Origin of the sequence: Brevibacillus dissolubilis, assembly GCF_006170445.1 — a bacterium.
Classification (GTDB): Bacteria; Bacillota; Bacilli; order Brevibacillales; family Brevibacillaceae; genus Brevibacillus_B; species Brevibacillus_B dissolubilis.
The window spans coordinates 57,850-73,657 of sequence record NZ_VCNA01000011.1; the positions used below are offsets into that span (position 1 = coordinate 57,850).

General features: G+C 50.2%; 12 protein-coding genes. 7 read left to right on the forward strand and 5 right to left on the reverse strand.

The window, feature by feature from the left end; all coding sequences use genetic code 11:
• Nucleotide 1: 1 nt before the first annotated feature.
• From FGI41_RS19235 to FGI41_RS19245, 3 genes are all read right to left on the reverse strand, one after another.
• Complete coding sequence (locus tag FGI41_RS19235) at nucleotides 2-970, reverse strand: MBL fold metallo-hydrolase (RefSeq protein WP_139491950.1); 969 nt, start codon at nucleotides 968-970, stop codon at nucleotides 2-4.
• Between the two features lie 186 nt (nucleotides 971-1,156).
• Nucleotides 1,157-2,035 (reverse strand): aldo/keto reductase, encoded by an 879-nt coding sequence (locus FGI41_RS19240; RefSeq protein WP_139491951.1) that lies wholly within the window; start codon nucleotides 2,033-2,035, stop codon nucleotides 1,157-1,159.
• Nucleotides 2,036-2,168: 133 nt separating this feature from the next.
• Nucleotides 2,169-2,600 (reverse strand): BrxA/BrxB family bacilliredoxin, encoded by a 432-nt coding sequence (locus FGI41_RS19245; RefSeq protein ID WP_139491952.1) that lies wholly within the window; start codon nucleotides 2,598-2,600, stop codon nucleotides 2,169-2,171.
• Nucleotides 2,601-2,848: 248 nt separating this feature from the next.
• On the opposite strand from FGI41_RS19245, the gene FGI41_RS19250 reads away from it, so the two are divergent.
• Both FGI41_RS19250 and FGI41_RS19255 read left to right on the forward strand, forming a co-directional pair.
• Nucleotides 2,849-3,295 (forward strand): flavodoxin, encoded by a 447-nt coding sequence (locus tag FGI41_RS19250; protein WP_139491953.1) that lies wholly within the window; start codon nucleotides 2,849-2,851, stop codon nucleotides 3,293-3,295.
• A 16-nt stretch (nucleotides 3,296-3,311) separates the two neighbouring features.
• On the forward strand, nucleotides 3,312-4,046 hold the full coding sequence (locus FGI41_RS19255; protein ID WP_139491954.1) for a hypothetical protein: 735 nt from the start codon (nucleotides 3,312-3,314) through the stop codon (nucleotides 4,044-4,046).
• Nucleotides 4,047-4,113: 67 nt separating this feature from the next.
• On the opposite strand, the gene rnjA is transcribed toward FGI41_RS19255, so the two are convergent.
• On the reverse strand, nucleotides 4,114-5,763 hold the full coding sequence (rnjA, locus tag FGI41_RS19260) for a ribonuclease J1 (RefSeq protein ID WP_255298542.1): 1,650 nt from the start codon (nucleotides 5,761-5,763) through the stop codon (nucleotides 4,114-4,116).
• A 264-nt stretch (nucleotides 5,764-6,027) separates the two neighbouring features.
• On the opposite strand from rnjA, the gene FGI41_RS19265 reads away from it, so the two are divergent.
• The 4 genes from FGI41_RS19265 (at nucleotide 6,028) to FGI41_RS19280 (ending at nucleotide 13,343) form a co-directional block, all read left to right on the forward strand.
• Complete coding sequence (locus FGI41_RS19265) at nucleotides 6,028-8,010, forward strand: methyl-accepting chemotaxis protein (RefSeq protein ID WP_139491955.1); 1,983 nt, start codon at nucleotides 6,028-6,030, stop codon at nucleotides 8,008-8,010.
• A gap of 137 nt (nucleotides 8,011-8,147) precedes the next feature.
• Entirely contained in the window at nucleotides 8,148-9,584 is a 1,437-nt protein-coding gene (locus FGI41_RS19270; RefSeq protein ID WP_139491956.1) for a YcdB/YcdC domain-containing protein, read from the forward strand.
• 149 nt (nucleotides 9,585-9,733) lie between these two features.
• The gene (locus FGI41_RS19275) at nucleotides 9,734-11,455 is read left to right on the forward strand and encodes a YcdB/YcdC domain-containing protein (RefSeq protein WP_139491957.1); all 1,722 of its coding nucleotides are present in this window, start codon (nucleotides 9,734-9,736) and stop codon (nucleotides 11,453-11,455) included.
• A gap of 157 nt (nucleotides 11,456-11,612) precedes the next feature.
• Nucleotides 11,613-13,343, forward strand: coding sequence for a YcdB/YcdC domain-containing protein (locus FGI41_RS19280; protein WP_139491958.1), 1,731 nt, complete (start codon nucleotides 11,613-11,615; stop codon nucleotides 13,341-13,343).
• A gap of 154 nt (nucleotides 13,344-13,497) precedes the next feature.
• On the opposite strand, the gene FGI41_RS19285 is transcribed toward FGI41_RS19280, so the two are convergent.
• Nucleotides 13,498-14,316 (reverse strand): YybI family spore inner coat protein, encoded by an 819-nt coding sequence (locus tag FGI41_RS19285; protein WP_497497538.1) that lies wholly within the window; start codon nucleotides 14,314-14,316, stop codon nucleotides 13,498-13,500.
• A gap of 169 nt (nucleotides 14,317-14,485) precedes the next feature.
• Between FGI41_RS19285 and FGI41_RS19290 the strand changes: the two genes are divergently transcribed.
• Complete coding sequence (locus FGI41_RS19290; RefSeq protein WP_139491960.1) at nucleotides 14,486-15,712, forward strand: SpoIID/LytB domain-containing protein; 1,227 nt, start codon at nucleotides 14,486-14,488, stop codon at nucleotides 15,710-15,712.
• The last annotated feature ends 96 nt before the right edge of the window (nucleotides 15,713-15,808 follow it).

Below are 15,808 nucleotides of genomic sequence, written 5' to 3' on the forward strand. Positions count from 1 at the left end.
GTCACGCAGTCTTATTCGGCCCATTCATCACTTGGCTGTCTGTCGCACGGAAGACTTCCCCATGCTCCCGGACAATCACCCGGTCCACTTGACGGCCTGCGATGGCAAGCAAGCGTTCCAGCGGCTCGTGTACTGGTTCACGCGACAGGACGAAGGTATCCCAGTGGATCGGCGCGATGTATGTAGCACCTGTGTCCATGAACATATCCCACGCCTGCTCCGGTGTGCAATGGGTGCCTTGGTATTCATCCGGGAAATACGCCCCGATCGGCATGAACGCTACGTCGATCCGTCCGTACTTGCGCAGATCGCGGAAGGTCGGAGTATAGGCGGTATCCCCTGCGAAGAAGAGCCGATATCCGTTCTTCTCGATTAGGAAGCCTGTAAAACCATAGGTGACATTCCACGGGAAGCGGTTCCCCCAGTGTCTGACCGGAACAGAGCGGACAGAGACACCTTGCTGGGTATGGATCTCCTGACCAAGCGGGATCTCCCGCACTTCCCGGAACGGCAAGCGTTTGAGCAGATGACCGATTCCCTGCGCCGTGATCACCCGTGTGCCTGGACCTGCCAGCTTCTTGAGTGTCGGCATATCGAAGTGATCCAAGTGAGCGTGGGACAGTAGGATCAGGTCTACATGTCCGATCTCCTCGATGGACAAGGCTGGAGCCGTGATCCGCTTCGGACCGATCTGCCAATTGCCACCGAGATGAACACCGACCCGCTCACCGAAGACCGGATCGGTCAGAATTTTGGTTCCATATAGATTAATGAGCACGGTAGAATGCCCGATCCACGTAAACGTGACTTCTTCATCAGACCATTGACGATGGTTGGGTTTGAAACGGGGATGCTTGTAATCCGGATTCGGCACGTTGTGATGATGCTTGAAGTACATGTATCCAAGTGCCGCAAGTGAAACCACGACGATAGCTGCAATGATGACTCCGACCATAACAATTGTATCCATATGTACTTTCATCCCCTCTTTTTAAATATTCATTACCCTATTATTTCCATTTTAAAACTAGTTACTTCCATGGTAAAGAGACCGAAAACCTACATATTCTTACAAAAAAATACACCCATCGAACCTTTCGACAGGTGTATTTTAATAGGGTTGCCAGTACTCCTAGGTCTATAGTAATTCTAGCAACTATTTTCCAAACGACAGTTCAGGAAGCTGGTACCATTCACCAGACATCCATTCTCCTGCTTTCCAGCGGAGCACGTCTGCATTGGCGAGCGGCATGATCTCTTGGAAAAAGGCAAGACGCTCAATCTCGGTCATCGGGGTGAACGCGACGGCGGCAGCCACGTCTTTTTCCAGCTCCTCCATCTTGCTGACACCCAAGATCGCTGTAGAGACAGGCAGGCTCCACGTGTAGCGGAGTGCTTGCTCATACCACGGAGCCAGCTTACCCAGAGCCATGACCTTCATCCCGATGACGGCGACGCCTTGTTCGACCGCGAGCGGTACGAAGTCATGGGCGAAGCTGTAGATGAAGTGATCCAGTGCAGACAGTGCAACCAAGGCACTGTCGAACGGATAGCGGCGGATCGCCTCAGCCAGCAGGCGTGGGTCGGTATGGCCGCTGATGCTGATTTTTTTGACCAGGCCTTGTTCCTTGGCTTGGATCATCGCTTCCAACACACCACCCGGGGCAAAGATCGCTTCGAGATCCTTGGGCTGCATAACGTTGTGGCAGCGCCATTCATCGACATAGTCGGTCTGAAGACGCGTCAGGCTGGACTCCAGCTCACGCAGAGCCTCGTCACGGGTGCGCTGCCCGGTTTTGGTAGCGATGCTTACGCGGTCACGCAAGCCCACCAAGCCAAGACCGACACGCTGCTCGGACTGACCGTCGCTGTAGCTTGGGGCGGTATCAAAATAATTGACTCCCAGCTCGACAGCACGGCGGATAATCTGAATCGCCTCTTCTTCGGTACAATCGTGCTCATCCACGATCCGCTGTGCCCCGAAGCCGAGCAGAGATACTTGTTCATTGTGACGGCCAAACTGGCGTAGTTGCATCTATGACAACCCTTTCTGTATGTAAAATTCCCGCTGCCACTCATTGTTCCCCACATCCCAAACGGAAACACGCCTAAGCACCGCAACTTCCAAGCGGGTTTAGGCGTGTAGTGGTATTATCTTACGTCAGGGATTAGTCGCAGTACTTATCGAACGCGTCAGTCAGAGACTTAACGATGCTCATGCCTTCGTTCCCCTCGATTTGGTGACGCTCGATCATCGCTACAAGCTTGCCGTCTTTGAGCAGAGCGTAGGATGGGGAGGATGGCGGATAGCCTTCGAAGTATTCGCGTGCTTTAGCTGTTGCCTCTTTATCTTGGCCGGCGAATACGGTGTAGAGCTTATCAGGGTGTTTGTCATGCTTGAGGGCATGAACAGCCGCTGGACGTGCAAGACCTGCTGCACAGCCACACACAGAGTTCACCACGACAAGCGCGGTACCTTTGAGATTATCGAATGCTTCTTGCACTTCTTCTGGTGTGCGAAGTTCAGTAAAACCGTTGTGAGTGAGTTCATCACGCATCGGTTGGATTACTTGGCTCATATACGCTTCATAAGACATCATAGCGAAAGACACGCTCCTTTTTGTTCCGTATGCTTCTTATTATAACCCGCTGACCACGATTGGAGAATACCGGGTTACACTTCCATGCTTGTGATTTTCAATCTTATCCTATTTTGGCTGATTTCCTAACATTTCACTCCCTCAATCTGATTCGCAGTTATCTCTTATTGACAACGATTCTCATTTTCAATATACTGATATCAATGATACTGAGAATCATTTTCAACTTAAAGAGGAGCGCTCATCCTATGGCAAAACTGATTATGATTTACGCGAGTATGACCGGTAACACCGAAGAAATGGCTGAACTGATCGCCTCCGCTGTCCGTGAAAGCAACCTCGACATCGAAGTCAAAGATGTGATGTCAGCCAAAGCATCTGACCTAAACGATTATGACGGGATTATATTGGGTGCCTATACATGGGGTGACGGTGAGCTGCCGGATGAATTTTTAGACTTTTATGAAGAGCTTGATTCGATCTCGCTGCTCGGTAAAAAAGTAGCCGTCTTCGGTTCGTGCGACTCCGCCTACGAGCATTATGGAGCCGCTGTAGATATTCTGATCCACAAAGCCAGAGAACTGGAAGCCGAAGTCGTACTCGAAGGGCTGAAGGTAGAGCTTTCCCCGGATGGAGATGACCAGCTCCGCTGCCAACAGTTCGGTCAAGCATTTGCCACATACTTTCTAAACTAAAAGGAGGCCAATCCCAATGGAAGTAACCCGCGACCTGATCCCCGTCACCACCATTGCCGATTTTCATTTGGAAGACTTTTTACATAGCCCAAAAGAATTTCTTCAGAAGCATGTCCTAAAAAAGGGGGCATCCGCTCTGACGTGGCAACAGCTTGCACAAGCCACGGTGAATCAGGTCGTTCGGGACTACCACAAGTTGCCGCCTGACAAGAGACATGCCCAGACGATCTTAGAAATGGTGCAGCGTTATTGGGTGAAAAAAGTCGAGGTCTTCGAATCGCACGCCCATTATTATATGGTGCTGGCACAGATCACAGATCACTTGCTGCAATTTTTGCTCCCCCTGCGCGGTCATCAGGAGCCTGTGCTTTTGCACGAACGTCTGCGGGTCTATAGTGAGGAGGTGCAGGTGGAATTATCCATGACGTTTCAAGTGATGGAGTGGTCGGAGCAATCATTTGTCATCCGCAAGTACATCGTCAAGGATGATGCACAGGTATGGGATTCGTACCGATTCATGACCACGCTGTTCTGTGCCAAAGCCTTTCAACAGCTTCCTGAGAAAATTGAAGTGTACTCGATGCTGTCAGGCAACGTCTATCAATGCCAGCCGTCACAGGATGATATCGGAAAAGCGGTTGATTATGTTCATCTGGCAAAGCACGCTCTGCAGGAAACCCGTTATTACGCCCACAAGCATGTGAATACAGAGAAACATGAACCATCCGGGATTGCAGCCGTGTACCAATAGAAGATAGACAAAAGAGCCAAAAACCTTGAACGTCCAGGGTTTTTGGCTCTTTTACATGTAGATGGATCTATACTTCCATGACGATGGTCAGGATCATCGGATTGCGCCCCGTTTTTTCAAAAATAAACGGTTTGAGCACCTGATTGATCTGGGATTTCAGCTCGGACCATTCTTTAACCTTCTTGTCGAGCACCTCAACCAGCTTGTTTTTGACCAGCACGGTTGCTTCTTGGATCAGCGATTCGGAGCCGCGTACGTAGACGAAGCCACGGCTGACGATGTCTGGGCCGGTGAGGATTTTGAAGTTTTTCATGTCGATGCTCACGACCACTACCATCAGACCGTCTTCGGCGAGATGCTTGCGGTCGCGCAGGACGATGTTGCCCACGTCACCTACACCAGAGCCGTCGATCAGCACGACGCCTGCTGGTACTTTGCCTTTGCTGGTGGATTCGCGGGTACAGCGGAGGACTTCGCCGTTGTCCATGACGAAGATGTTTTCTTTTGGTACGCCTGCCTGTTCGGCCAGCTTGCCGTGTGCCTTGAGCATACGGTATTCCCCGTGGATCGGGATGAAGTAGCGTGGACGGATGAAGTTGAGCATCAGGCGAAGCTCTTCACTACTGCCGTGACCAGAAGCATGGATGTCGAACAGCTTGCCGTGAATGACATTGGCGCCTGCACGGTACAGCTTGTCTATCGTACGGCTGACCGCTACCGTGTTGCCCGGGATCGGGGACGCGGAGATGATGACGGTATCATCTGGATAGATCTGGACAGAACGGTGTGCACCACCTGCGATACGGGTAAGCGCTGCCATCGGCTCTCCCTGGCTTCCGGTACAGATGATCAGAACTTCGTTGTCGGTGTAGTTGTCGATGTTTTTGATATCGATCAGCATACCCTCAGGCATCTGGATGTAGCCGAGCTCTTGTCCGATCAGGAATGCTTTTTCCATACTGCGTCCGATGATGGCGATCTTGCGGTCATCCTCGATCGCGGCATCGACGACCTGTTGCAATCTATGTACGTTGGATGCGAATGTAGCGAGGATGATGCGTCCTCTCGCTTTGGAGACGATCTCCGAGATCCCTTCGCCGACTGTGCGCTCAGACATAGTGAAGCCCGGACGTTCGCTGTTGGTACTGTCGGAGAGCAGCGCCAGTACGTCACCGCCGCCGATTTTTGCCAGCTTGTGGAACTCGGTTGGGCGGCCTACCGGAGTCATATCGAATTTGAAGTCACCTGTATGTACGACCATACCCTCCGGTGTATCCACTACGACCCCGAGTGAATCTGGAATCGAGTGATTGGTGCCGAAGAAAGAAACTCTCAGATTGGCAAATGGGATGACACTGTCCTCATGCACTGGAATCATCTGCACGTCATTGACCATGCGGTGCTCTTCCAGCTTCGCTTTGACCAGACCCAGTGTCAGGCGTCCTCCGTAGATCGGTGTCTTGATCTGCTTGAGTACATACGGAATCGCTCCGATGTGATCCTCATGCCCGTGGGTCAGGAACAACCCTTTGATTTTGTGTTGATTATCGATCAGATACTGTACGTCAGGGATGACCAGGTCGATCCCGAACATCTCTGACTCAGGGAATTTGACGCCACAGTCAATGATGACGATCTCGTCTTCGTACTCGACACAGTACATGTTTTTCCCGATTTCAGCGAGACCGCCCATCGCAAAGATTTTTACTTCACTCAACAGTAATACCTCCTACGACTCGAATCAAAAGGCCGTTCTTCCTTTATCTTTTCTATTTTAGCATATTGCGGGACAAACTTCTTAGCAGATTTTCTCAGAAAGTTTCAGCGGGGATGAAGAGATTCCCAATATCTGTTTGTAAATCTACTATTAACGTATCATGAAGTTTTATCCGGCAGTATCGACTGACCATGCCAACTCTTCTACAATATCCCTGTAGCCTCGCAGGTTGTTTGAGTCTAAAAGGAGAGTGAGTTCATCCCTATGAACAAAAAGCAAGGGTCGATCCTACATAAGCTGCTGCTCGGGATTTCTGCCATTGTCTTGTTTACCATGGCAACCACCGGACTGGTCATCGGCTATCAAGCCCAACAGACGCTGGAACAGAAAGCACGCGACCGATTAGCGGAAGCCTCCCAGACATCTCAGAACACCATCACCCTTCAGGTGCAGAACATCATCACTTCCCTGTCCACCTATGCATCCACCGCTCATTATGCCAAGATCAGTCAAGGTCAGGCTTTTGATATTTTCACCGAATTGGTGCAGAACAACCCCAATATCTCCGAGGTTCAGTTCGCCACACCGGATGGGCGTACCATCTCCTATCCCGGCTCCCCTACAGACAGCTCCTACGACCCCCGCGAGACCGTCTGGTACAACGGCGCGATTGCCGAAGACGGTGCCTATGTCTCCGAGGTTTTTCAATTCTCCGAGACCGAATTCCCCAAGTTCGCCATCTCCCATCCGATCTATGATGAAAAAGATGAGATCAGTGGGATCATCGTTGCCTTTGTCTCTGTTCCGAAGCTCAGTGAGTTCGTCCAGACGATGAAAATCGGGCAAACCGGATATGTCTTCCTCGTCGACCGCCAAGGCAAGCTGATCGCCCACCCCAATCAGAAGCTGGCTCTCGCCCGTGCGGATATGAGCCATCTGCCTGTCGTCCAAGAGATCGTCAAGGGGAACAGCGGCAACGGGGCTTTTGATGAGAACGGCCAGTCTTACCTAAGCTCTTATGTCTATAACACCAAGCTGGGCTGGGGCATCATCGTCGCCCAATCAGGTGCAGAGATTGAACAGGATGTCCATTCGATTCAATTTTCCATTCTTATTATTTCCATGATCAGTCTTGCTTTAATCGCCGTGGCCCTCTTCTTCTATGTCCGCAAAATCATTACCCCTGTCCGCGAAGTCCAGACCAAGATGGAGCAGCTCAGCACAGGCAACCTCACGCAGACCATCGAGATCAATACCAATGACGAGACACAGCAGCTGGCTGCCAGCTTTAACACGATGACGACCCGTTTCCAACATATTATTTCCAAAATCTCGACGGTTACTTCGGACGTACAGCAAATCGCCGAAAAAGTCACCTATGGCTCCGAGCAGACCAACCAGATGCAACGCGGTGTCGTGACCACGATGAATATGCTGGCCAATGAGATGGAACAGCAAAAGCTGCAGATGACCGATATCCTGACTACCATTGACGAGATCACCAAAGAGATCGACACCATTCACGAGACGATTCAGACCGCCTCGATCTACAGTGAGCAAGCCCGTCTCCAAGGCACAGAGGCCAATACAGCGATCGCCTGCCTGCATGCCGATATGACCCAGATCACCAATGACATGAGCAACTCCCAAGCGGCTTTTGACGAATTGAACCAGAGTATGCGCGAAGTCAGCGGCATCCTCACCTGGATCAATGACATCTCCAAAAAGACCAAGCTGCTCTCGCTCAACGCCCGGATCGAAGCCTCCCGTGCCGGTCAGGCGGGCCTTGGATTCAGTGTAGTGGCAGACGAAATCCGCGGACTCTCCGATCAGACCGAAGAAGCAACCGCCAAGATCGAATCCGTCCTGAGCGCCGTCCACGCCAAGCTGCAGATCGTCGCCGCCCATCTGTGCAAGACGGACAAAGCCGCACTCAACGGCATCCAGAGGCTCGGCTCCTCCAGTGCCCTCGTCAGTGAAGTCGTCTCGATGATCGCCGAGCTGCATACCCGCTTCATCACGATCAGTGACAACGCCAATCAGATCAAGCAGCAGAACCATACGATCCGGGAAGATATCAACCACCTGTCTATTTCCTATCTCAATGTGGTCGCAGGCACACAGCAGGCAGCCGCCTCCACACAGGAGTCGTCCGGTATTTTGGAAGAGTTCCAAGTCGAGTCCCAACGTCTGATCGAGCTGGTGGAAGGCTTGGAGCAGGAAGTCAGTTATTTTCAAATCAAATAAGCCTCAAACAAGAAAAACTGACCATGAATTCGGTCAGTTTTTTGTTTTTTTTCTAATAGGAAAATATTTGCAACTAATTTTCTGACTGGTTCGTATAATAAATGTATGCGAGAGAAAGAAGGGAGAGAGTTTTTGAGATGAAATGCTTCAACCAAGTTGCTGCTGTGCTACTCACTACAAGCATGCTATCGTCCGCCACACCCGCTTCCGCCCATAACCATACGGACTCAACCTCTCCACATTCCCCCAAATCCAATGAAAACGAAGGCACCCCGATCACTCCAACCAGCGCGATCCAGACCGCTGAGCTCTTTTTACAGAAACACCTCGGTCCTCAGGCCAAACACTACCGCCTGCTGGTACAAGACAGGATGACTGTCCCCGAAATCGTCACGGGTGACGCTGACAAGCTCACCGCGAACAGTCCCCTCACCTATGCCTATCCTATCCGGTTTGAACGACTGATCAACGGGATTCCGCTTGATCACAGCACAATCACCGTGTGGGTCGGCCAGACAGGTGAGATCCTCCGCTATGAAGATCACTCCCAGATACACGACCCCTCCGCCTTCCCCATTCCCTCCAGAGCGATCACGATGACGGAAGCCAAAAAAGCATTCACCAAGCATCTGGAGCTGTATCCATACTACCGCAAACAACAGCTGTTCACCTCTATCCAATCAGGTGAGCGACCTAAGACCGCACCTGTCCTAAAATACGAAGTAGAAACCGCCGTGATCAACGCCCTGACCGGCGAAAAAATATGGCTGGAACCAGCATCCCGCCACACCCAATACCCGGATACCATCGTTCCCTTGAAAAAAACCGGTACGGATCTGCTGATCTATTCGCAGGCAGACGCCGCTGCACTGATACAGCAACAATTCGGCATCCATCCTGATCAGATGCAACACTCTGTCCAGCTCGGGATTCATCCCGCATCAGGTCTGCCAGAGGACACCTACCAATGGGTGGATGAGCCTACCGGAAGAACCATCACCATGACCATCGATCACGCCCGCCGCCATATCACCTCGCTCATCCTGCCGGAGCCGCTAGCCACGCATACACCAGGCAAACGGATCACATCAGAGGCCGCACAGAGAGCTGCCATCTCCTATCTCGAGGGCTTCCTCAATACGAACGAGACGATGAAGATCACACAGGTCTTCCTCTCCAGCAGAGACAGTCTCATCCCCGGCTGGGTCGATCAGGGCAAGCTGGCGATGGAATCCCCCATCCGATTTGACGGTGACCAGTATGTTATCGTGTTCTCCAGACTGCATGACGGCATTCCTGTGCAGGATGACTCCTTCGGTGTATCCGTGGATGCCGCTACAGGAGCGTTCCGAAGCTATTACGCCTTTTCACCCGCGGCTACAGACAGCCTGCCAGCAGTCCCTGCCAAGCTGTCCGTCGACCAGGCGCGCAAAGCTTATCTCGACCAGCTTTCCCTCGAATTACGCTATGTCTGGCCCCGCTTCCACGGGCAATTCGCACCACAGCCCTATCTAGTCTATGTACCGAAAAACAAATTCAGTTTCATCGACGCCACAACAGGAAAAATGATCTAACTTACAGCGCCCCCTCTAGGAATTTAGAGGGGGTCTATTTTTGTTTATAATTTTTTATTTGTAGCAGATGTAACTTATTTCCTACCACCTGCGTCATACCATACAGAAAGAGATAATTAAAATATTTAATAAAGGGAGTCGAGGTTCAAATGAGACACAAAAACAAAATCATGAGCACTGTCATCGCAGCAATTCTTCTTTCTGCAACACCAGTATGGGCCCAAGAAGGCGGGATCCAAATCGTACAGAGCGAAACCAAACAAGCTCCAACCCAAGAAAGCGTTTCTGTTGACAAACAGGTGCCTGCCAAGGTAGCAGCATCCCTTGCCAAGATCAAAAAGCTGATCCCTTCCCTGGCTGATCTGACCAGCATGGAAAAGCAATTGATCCCAAATAAATACGGCAACGGGATCAAAACCTGGAGCATCATCCTCTCCGACAGACCGGAACAGGCCGACGATGAGAAAGAATATACTTACGCTTATCTCGATTTCAATGCCAAAACCGGTCAACTGGTTAACATGACCTACCGTAATCCAGAATTTGCTTCCCCTGATATGCCTTCCGACGATCTCGCCAAGGAAAAAGCAGAAGCTTTCATCCAAGCACTCTTAGGTGATGAGATGAGCGATTACAAGTTGTCCGACCGTATGGGATCTGGTATGACCAGCTACCGTGACCCAGCAGGTAAGTATAAGCAGAGTGTGTATGCGAACGTCCAGTTCAACCGCTTGGTGAAGAACGTACCGCTGTCCGGTTTTTATGCAATTGTAAGCGTCGACGAAAAAGGAAACATCCTCGGATATCAGAACATTCCGACTACTGAGATTGATGAGAGCAAATTTGCCGATCCATCCAAAGCCCTTTCCGCTGACGAAGCCAAAGAAGCATTCAGCAAGCAGCTCGAAGGCCAACTCGCCTACAACAGCAAACAACCGGTTGTGATCTACATCGGCGGCTCTGGTAACATGGAAACCAAGCCTTTCCTCAAATACGAATTCAACGCCCCTATTATCGATGCCATCACAGGTGAAGTATCCGAAGAGCTCTCCCATGGCCGGACAGGCAATACCAATATCCCTGTCACCTTGAAACCAACCGGAGAAGGCTTCTCCATCCGCAATCAGGCTGAAGCAGAGGCTTTCCTCAAAGAAGAGCTTCACCTTGATCTGACTGATCTCGAATTCGAGAAGGTCGATCTTCCAGAAGAAAATGAAATCTACTATGTCTGGTCCAAAGGCTACGGCGACAAGAACGATGAGCCACGACGCATCAGACTGCACGTTAATACCACCAACAACCAGATCGAATATTTCGCCACAACCGATGTAACTCCATCCAAAAATGACGACCTGATCTCAAAAGACCAAGCCCAAGAGTTCGTCGAGACCTTCCTCTCCAACTATGTGACTGAGGAGAAGCAAGTCGTGATCTCTCATCTGGAATTAATTGATTCTCCAATCAACATTCCTGATTGGGTTGATCAAAACAAGCTTGATAAAGACATACTGGATAACTCTACCCCTCACTATCTCATCCGTGTGAACGGCCTCCACAATGGCATTCAGGTAGAAGATGAGTCCTTCTCCTTCACACTGGACGCTCACACCGGTGCCTTGAAAAATCTCAACGCCCGCAACGTCAGAGCCAACGTCGAACTGCCTGCAAGCGATAAGCTCGTCTCCAAAGCAGATGCACAACAAGCGTTCGCCGATGCGACCGAACTCCAATTGGAATACATCTGGCCGACCTTCTTCGGTCAAGTGGCTCCAGAACCAGTCCTCGTCTACTCTCCATCCTCTGACTGGAAGTTCGTCGACGCGGTCAGCGGCAAAGTCATTACCGTCGAACACCGTTCCGACAAGAAATAACACCACATCTTCTACTATCACTCAAAATGACTCCGGTATGATTTCCGGGGTCATTTTTTCCTCCGTATGGATAGACATCTGGAGTGACGAATCACCCGGTCCTTCGTCATAACTATATAGAAAGATAAATTGATAATTAAGGGAGTAGAGGTAAAAAATGAGACACACAAATAAACTCATGGGTACCATCGCCGCGGCCATCCTGCTTTCCACTACACCAGCCTGGGCCCAAGAAGCAACACAGCCCAAGGCAGGCGCCATCCAAATCGTTCAAACCGATACGAAGCAAGCTCCGACCAACGAAACCACTTCTGCCAAACAACAGCTGCCAGCCAAGGTAGAAGCATCCCTTGCTCAACTCAAAGAGCTGATTCCCTCGCTGAACAGCCTGACGACTATGCAAAAGCAATACATCCCAAACCTGTATGGCAACGGTATCAACGGCTGGAGCATCACCATCTCCGACAGACCTGAAAAAGCAGACGATTCAAAACGGTATACGACTGCTTTCCTCGATTTTGATGCCAAGTCCGGCAAGCTGCTCAATATGAGCTACCGCAATGACGCATGGGCTTCCCCTCAGATGCCCACCAAGGAATTCGCCAAGGAAAAAGCCGCAGCTTTCCTACAGTCTCTCATCGGAGCAGCCGCGAACAACTACAAGATTCGAGATCAGATCGGCAATGGTATCGACAGCTATCCTGACCCTGTCACCGGGGAGAAAAAGCAGAGTGCACATGCCACCGTCCACTTTACTCGCCTGATTAACAACATCCCGCTTGCAGGCTATGAGATCATCATCGCCGTCGATCAAGGCGGACATATCCTCCACTACCAAAGCATTGAATCAGCGGAACCGGATGTCAGTAAGTTCCCGGATCCATCCAAAGCCTTATCCCTTCCAGCAGCCAAAACAGCTCTTAGCAAGGAGCTCCAAGGAAAACTCACCTACAACAGCACACAACCGTTGTCCGTAAATCAACAGACTGGTGCGACCGACACCAAGCCCGTCCTCAAATACGATTTCAATGCCCTTCCACTCCATGCACTCACCGGAGAAACCGTGGAATATTACAAAAGTCCAGAGGAAGGTCCTGGCATCCCGCTTACCCTGAAGCCCTCAGGGAAAGGCTTCACCATTGATTCTCGGGCAAAAGCCGAGAGCTTCCTCAAAGAGGAATTGAACTTTGACGTGACAGGCCTTGAGTTCCGCGAAACGAGCTATCCACGGGAAGATGGAATCCAGACAATCAATTACAGTTGGATGGCTCTAGACGAACACCATAAAGACCCGCGTCATGCTACTGTCGTCATCGACAAAAGCAACCATCAGATCGTGCACATCACCACGGAGCGCACTACTCCAGCTAAAAAAGACGGCTACATCTCCAAAGAAAAAGCCCAAGAGATCGCAGAACAATTCCTCTCCAAGTATGTGACCGCTGAGAAAAAAGCTCTGATCACCCATTTGGAACTGGTTGAGAATCCATTCACACCACCTGCATGGGTAGATGAGAGCAAGCTGGATAAAGACCTTCTGAAAGACTACCGTGCCCAATACGGTGTAGTCATCCATGGTCTTCACAACAACATTCTGATACAAGACGACAGCTTCAGCTTCTCTATTGACGCGGCTACAGGGGAATTCAATCACTTCAGCGCCCATACGGTCAAACCAGGCACCCCACTTCCATCCAGTGACACCTATGTCTCTCTCGCCGATGCCCAAAAAACATTTGTAGAGGCAACAGAACTTCAACTGGAGTACGTCTGGCCACAATTTTTCGGTCAAATGGCCCCAGAACCTCTCCTCGTCTACACTCCATCCGATGATTGGAGATTCGTCGATGCAGTGACAGGCAAGTTGATCCCGGTAGAGATGAAGTAAGCCTAGAGACCGAGCTTCCCTCGTCAGCTTATCATTTGCTGAAAAAAAGTAGCGTTCAACCACAAATCAAAAGCCACTGAGCCAGAATAACCGATGGCTCAGTGGCTTTTTTGGCTTACCCTCTCCCACTTGATGATTTACCGTAAGGCACTAATTATTTCACTGGTGCTTCCCCCAGCTTCTTCCCATCTGGAGTGAGCAGGGTCAGCTTATTCGCGGCGAATTTATCATCTTGGAGCTTGTAAGTCGTCTCCAGTATCGCGATCCGATGCGGATGGCTTACCCCGATGACCGCCTGCTTGGTGACCACCTCTTTGATCTGATCCCCATCTACGTCAGCAACGGCGTACTCATTGATCGGATCAATCCATGTTGTTATGCGGGGGAGCATTTCCTTCATATCCTTAGCCTCGTTTGGATCAAGTGGAATCACCGCTTGCAGGCCTGTTTGTTTGTCTGAAAAACGTACCTTGTATTCACCTATATAGCTTACGTCGAAGCGATCTTTTTCAGAGATTTGCGGATTGGTATCCACGATGAAAAGCGGTTTCCAGGCATTCTGATCTGGTTGGTAGATGTTGAGCTTGATACCTCCCGCGCTGCCTGTGGATTCGCGGTACAGCAGCACCTCCGGCTTGGTATCATGATTCAGGTCATCCATCTCAACCCTTGCATGGAGGTCTGCCTCTGGATTCTCGACAGACACCCGCTCAATTGCCCCCTCATACAGCTTCCAACCAGCAGGGATGTCTACGCCTGCCTGTGGCACTTTTGCCAAGCTGTATACCTCTTCTTTTCCGGTACCATAGAGATCGGCTTCGACAGCCTGCACGAGATCAGCAGGATCGATGGGTGGTTTGCTTGGTTCACTGGCTTGCGGCGCGGCCGACGGAGGTGAGGCAGTCTGCGTATTTCCGCAACCGCCAAGCAATACAGCTGTCAGTGCCAGATAGATAAACGATTGACCACGCATGGGTTTCAAAACGATCACTCCTATTTTTCTTTTTACAATGGTTTGACGCTATAGAACAAATATATGTTTCTCCCTAATGTAAGAAATATAATATATTGACATTATTTAGTTAACAAAATAAACTAATCCATATTATCTAAATTATCATATTAAGGGAGTGGATGTGATTATGAAAAAAGTTTTTACCAGAAGCATCGTTTCAGCTTTCGCTCTTACTATGTTAGGTGCAACTTCGATCCCTGCGATCGGACCCGTTTCTGGGGCGTTTGCACAATCCAAAGACGGGGCGCCATCTGACATCGTAGCGCAAATGGTCTCCTATGAGCAGAACCACAACTGGAGTGCAGCTACACCTCTTTGGGTATCGGCAGAACAAGCCATCTACTCCGATTTTTCTAAAGACGAGAAAAGCAAGAAGGAACACCTCGGCTTACATAACATCCAGACAGCGAAGCTTGTCGATCTGAAGGAACTCTCCAAGGAGGAGGCACAAGCTTTTGTTGACTTCGAAAAATATGAAGAGCAATACGAAGAAGTTCATGTATTCTACACCGCGGTCAACTACGATGTTTTTGAAGAGAGCCCTTACTATCTGGACGGGGTCAACTACCGACTCGCTGTTGTTGTAAAAGAGCAGGGCGAGTGGAAACTGGCTGAATTGTCTTCTGCTCCAGTGAGTGCGATTGCGGAAGCAGGAATCGGTTTTCGCACAGCCGATGAAAAAGAAATGGCGAAGCTCGACTCTGAAAAGGTAAATGGCAAAATCCTCAACCGTAACGGCGAGGAAGTAGCCAAGCTGTCCACTCCAGAGAAGGCTGACCAAGATGGCGTCAATCCAGATGCTACAGGCGATCACAACAAGCAATACAATATCAACGTCCGCCTCACCAAATACGTCAACTACAGTTATTATGGCTGTGGCAGCAGCTGCACCAAAACCATTGATTTCTACTATTATGTAACCAACGTGCTTCCGAATGAAGTGTATGTGACTTGGCATACAGAGGCGTTGAAAGCATGTGCAGAAGCAACCAAAATGTTTGGCTGGTACCACATCTTCTATCCAAAATATCCAACCTATAACGCAGCGGTAGACGACACCACCAACAGCCAGAACTTCACTGTAAAAACCGCACACGCCAATACCAACGCAGCAGTGAGTGCGGTCGGTGGCATCGGCTTGGAAAAAGCGACTTCCCACGCTCTGTTTGAGTCCCAATACAACGCAGGTACCCAAGGCTCAGGTGGAACAGCATCCACCGGTAAGCTGAGCCAATGGGGTTCCCAATACTGGGCAACCAACGGCAAAACCTACCTCTGGATCCTGCACTACTACTACGACAAATCTCCAAACACAAGCTATGAAATGATGGGAACCTTCACCTATACCTATTAATCCGGACAAGGCAAAGATCTCGTCAGCATCAGGCTGTATACCAAAAGAGGCTGTCCCCAAGTCATTTGATCTGACTGAGGGCAGCCTCTTCTCTTT

Coding starts and splice junctions, on each gene's coding strand:
- FGI41_RS19255 (WP_139491954.1), top strand. CDS start 3,312: ATGGAAGTAACCCGCGACCTGATCCCCGTCACCACCATTGCCGATTTT.
- FGI41_RS19250 (WP_139491953.1), top strand. CDS start 2,849: ATGGCAAAACTGATTATGATTTACGCGAGTATGACCGGTAACACCGAA.
- FGI41_RS19280 (WP_139491958.1), top strand. CDS start 11,613: ATGAGACACACAAATAAACTCATGGGTACCATCGCCGCGGCCATCCTG.
- FGI41_RS19275 (WP_139491957.1), top strand. CDS start 9,734: ATGAGACACAAAAACAAAATCATGAGCACTGTCATCGCAGCAATTCTT.
- FGI41_RS19290 (WP_139491960.1), top strand. CDS start 14,486: ATGAAAAAAGTTTTTACCAGAAGCATCGTTTCAGCTTTCGCTCTTACT.
- FGI41_RS19270 (WP_139491956.1), top strand. CDS start 8,148: ATGAAATGCTTCAACCAAGTTGCTGCTGTGCTACTCACTACAAGCATG.
- FGI41_RS19235 (WP_139491950.1), bottom strand. CDS start 970: ATGGATACAATTGTTATGGTCGGAGTCATCATTGCAGCTATCGTCGTG.
- FGI41_RS19265 (WP_139491955.1), top strand. CDS start 6,028: ATGAACAAAAAGCAAGGGTCGATCCTACATAAGCTGCTGCTCGGGATT.
- FGI41_RS19245 (WP_139491952.1), bottom strand. CDS start 2,600: ATGATGTCTTATGAAGCGTATATGAGCCAAGTAATCCAACCGATGCGT.
- FGI41_RS19240 (WP_139491951.1), bottom strand. CDS start 2,035: ATGCAACTACGCCAGTTTGGCCGTCACAATGAACAAGTATCTCTGCTC.
- FGI41_RS19285 (WP_497497538.1), bottom strand. CDS start 14,316: ATGCGTGGTCAATCGTTTATCTATCTGGCACTGACAGCTGTATTGCTT.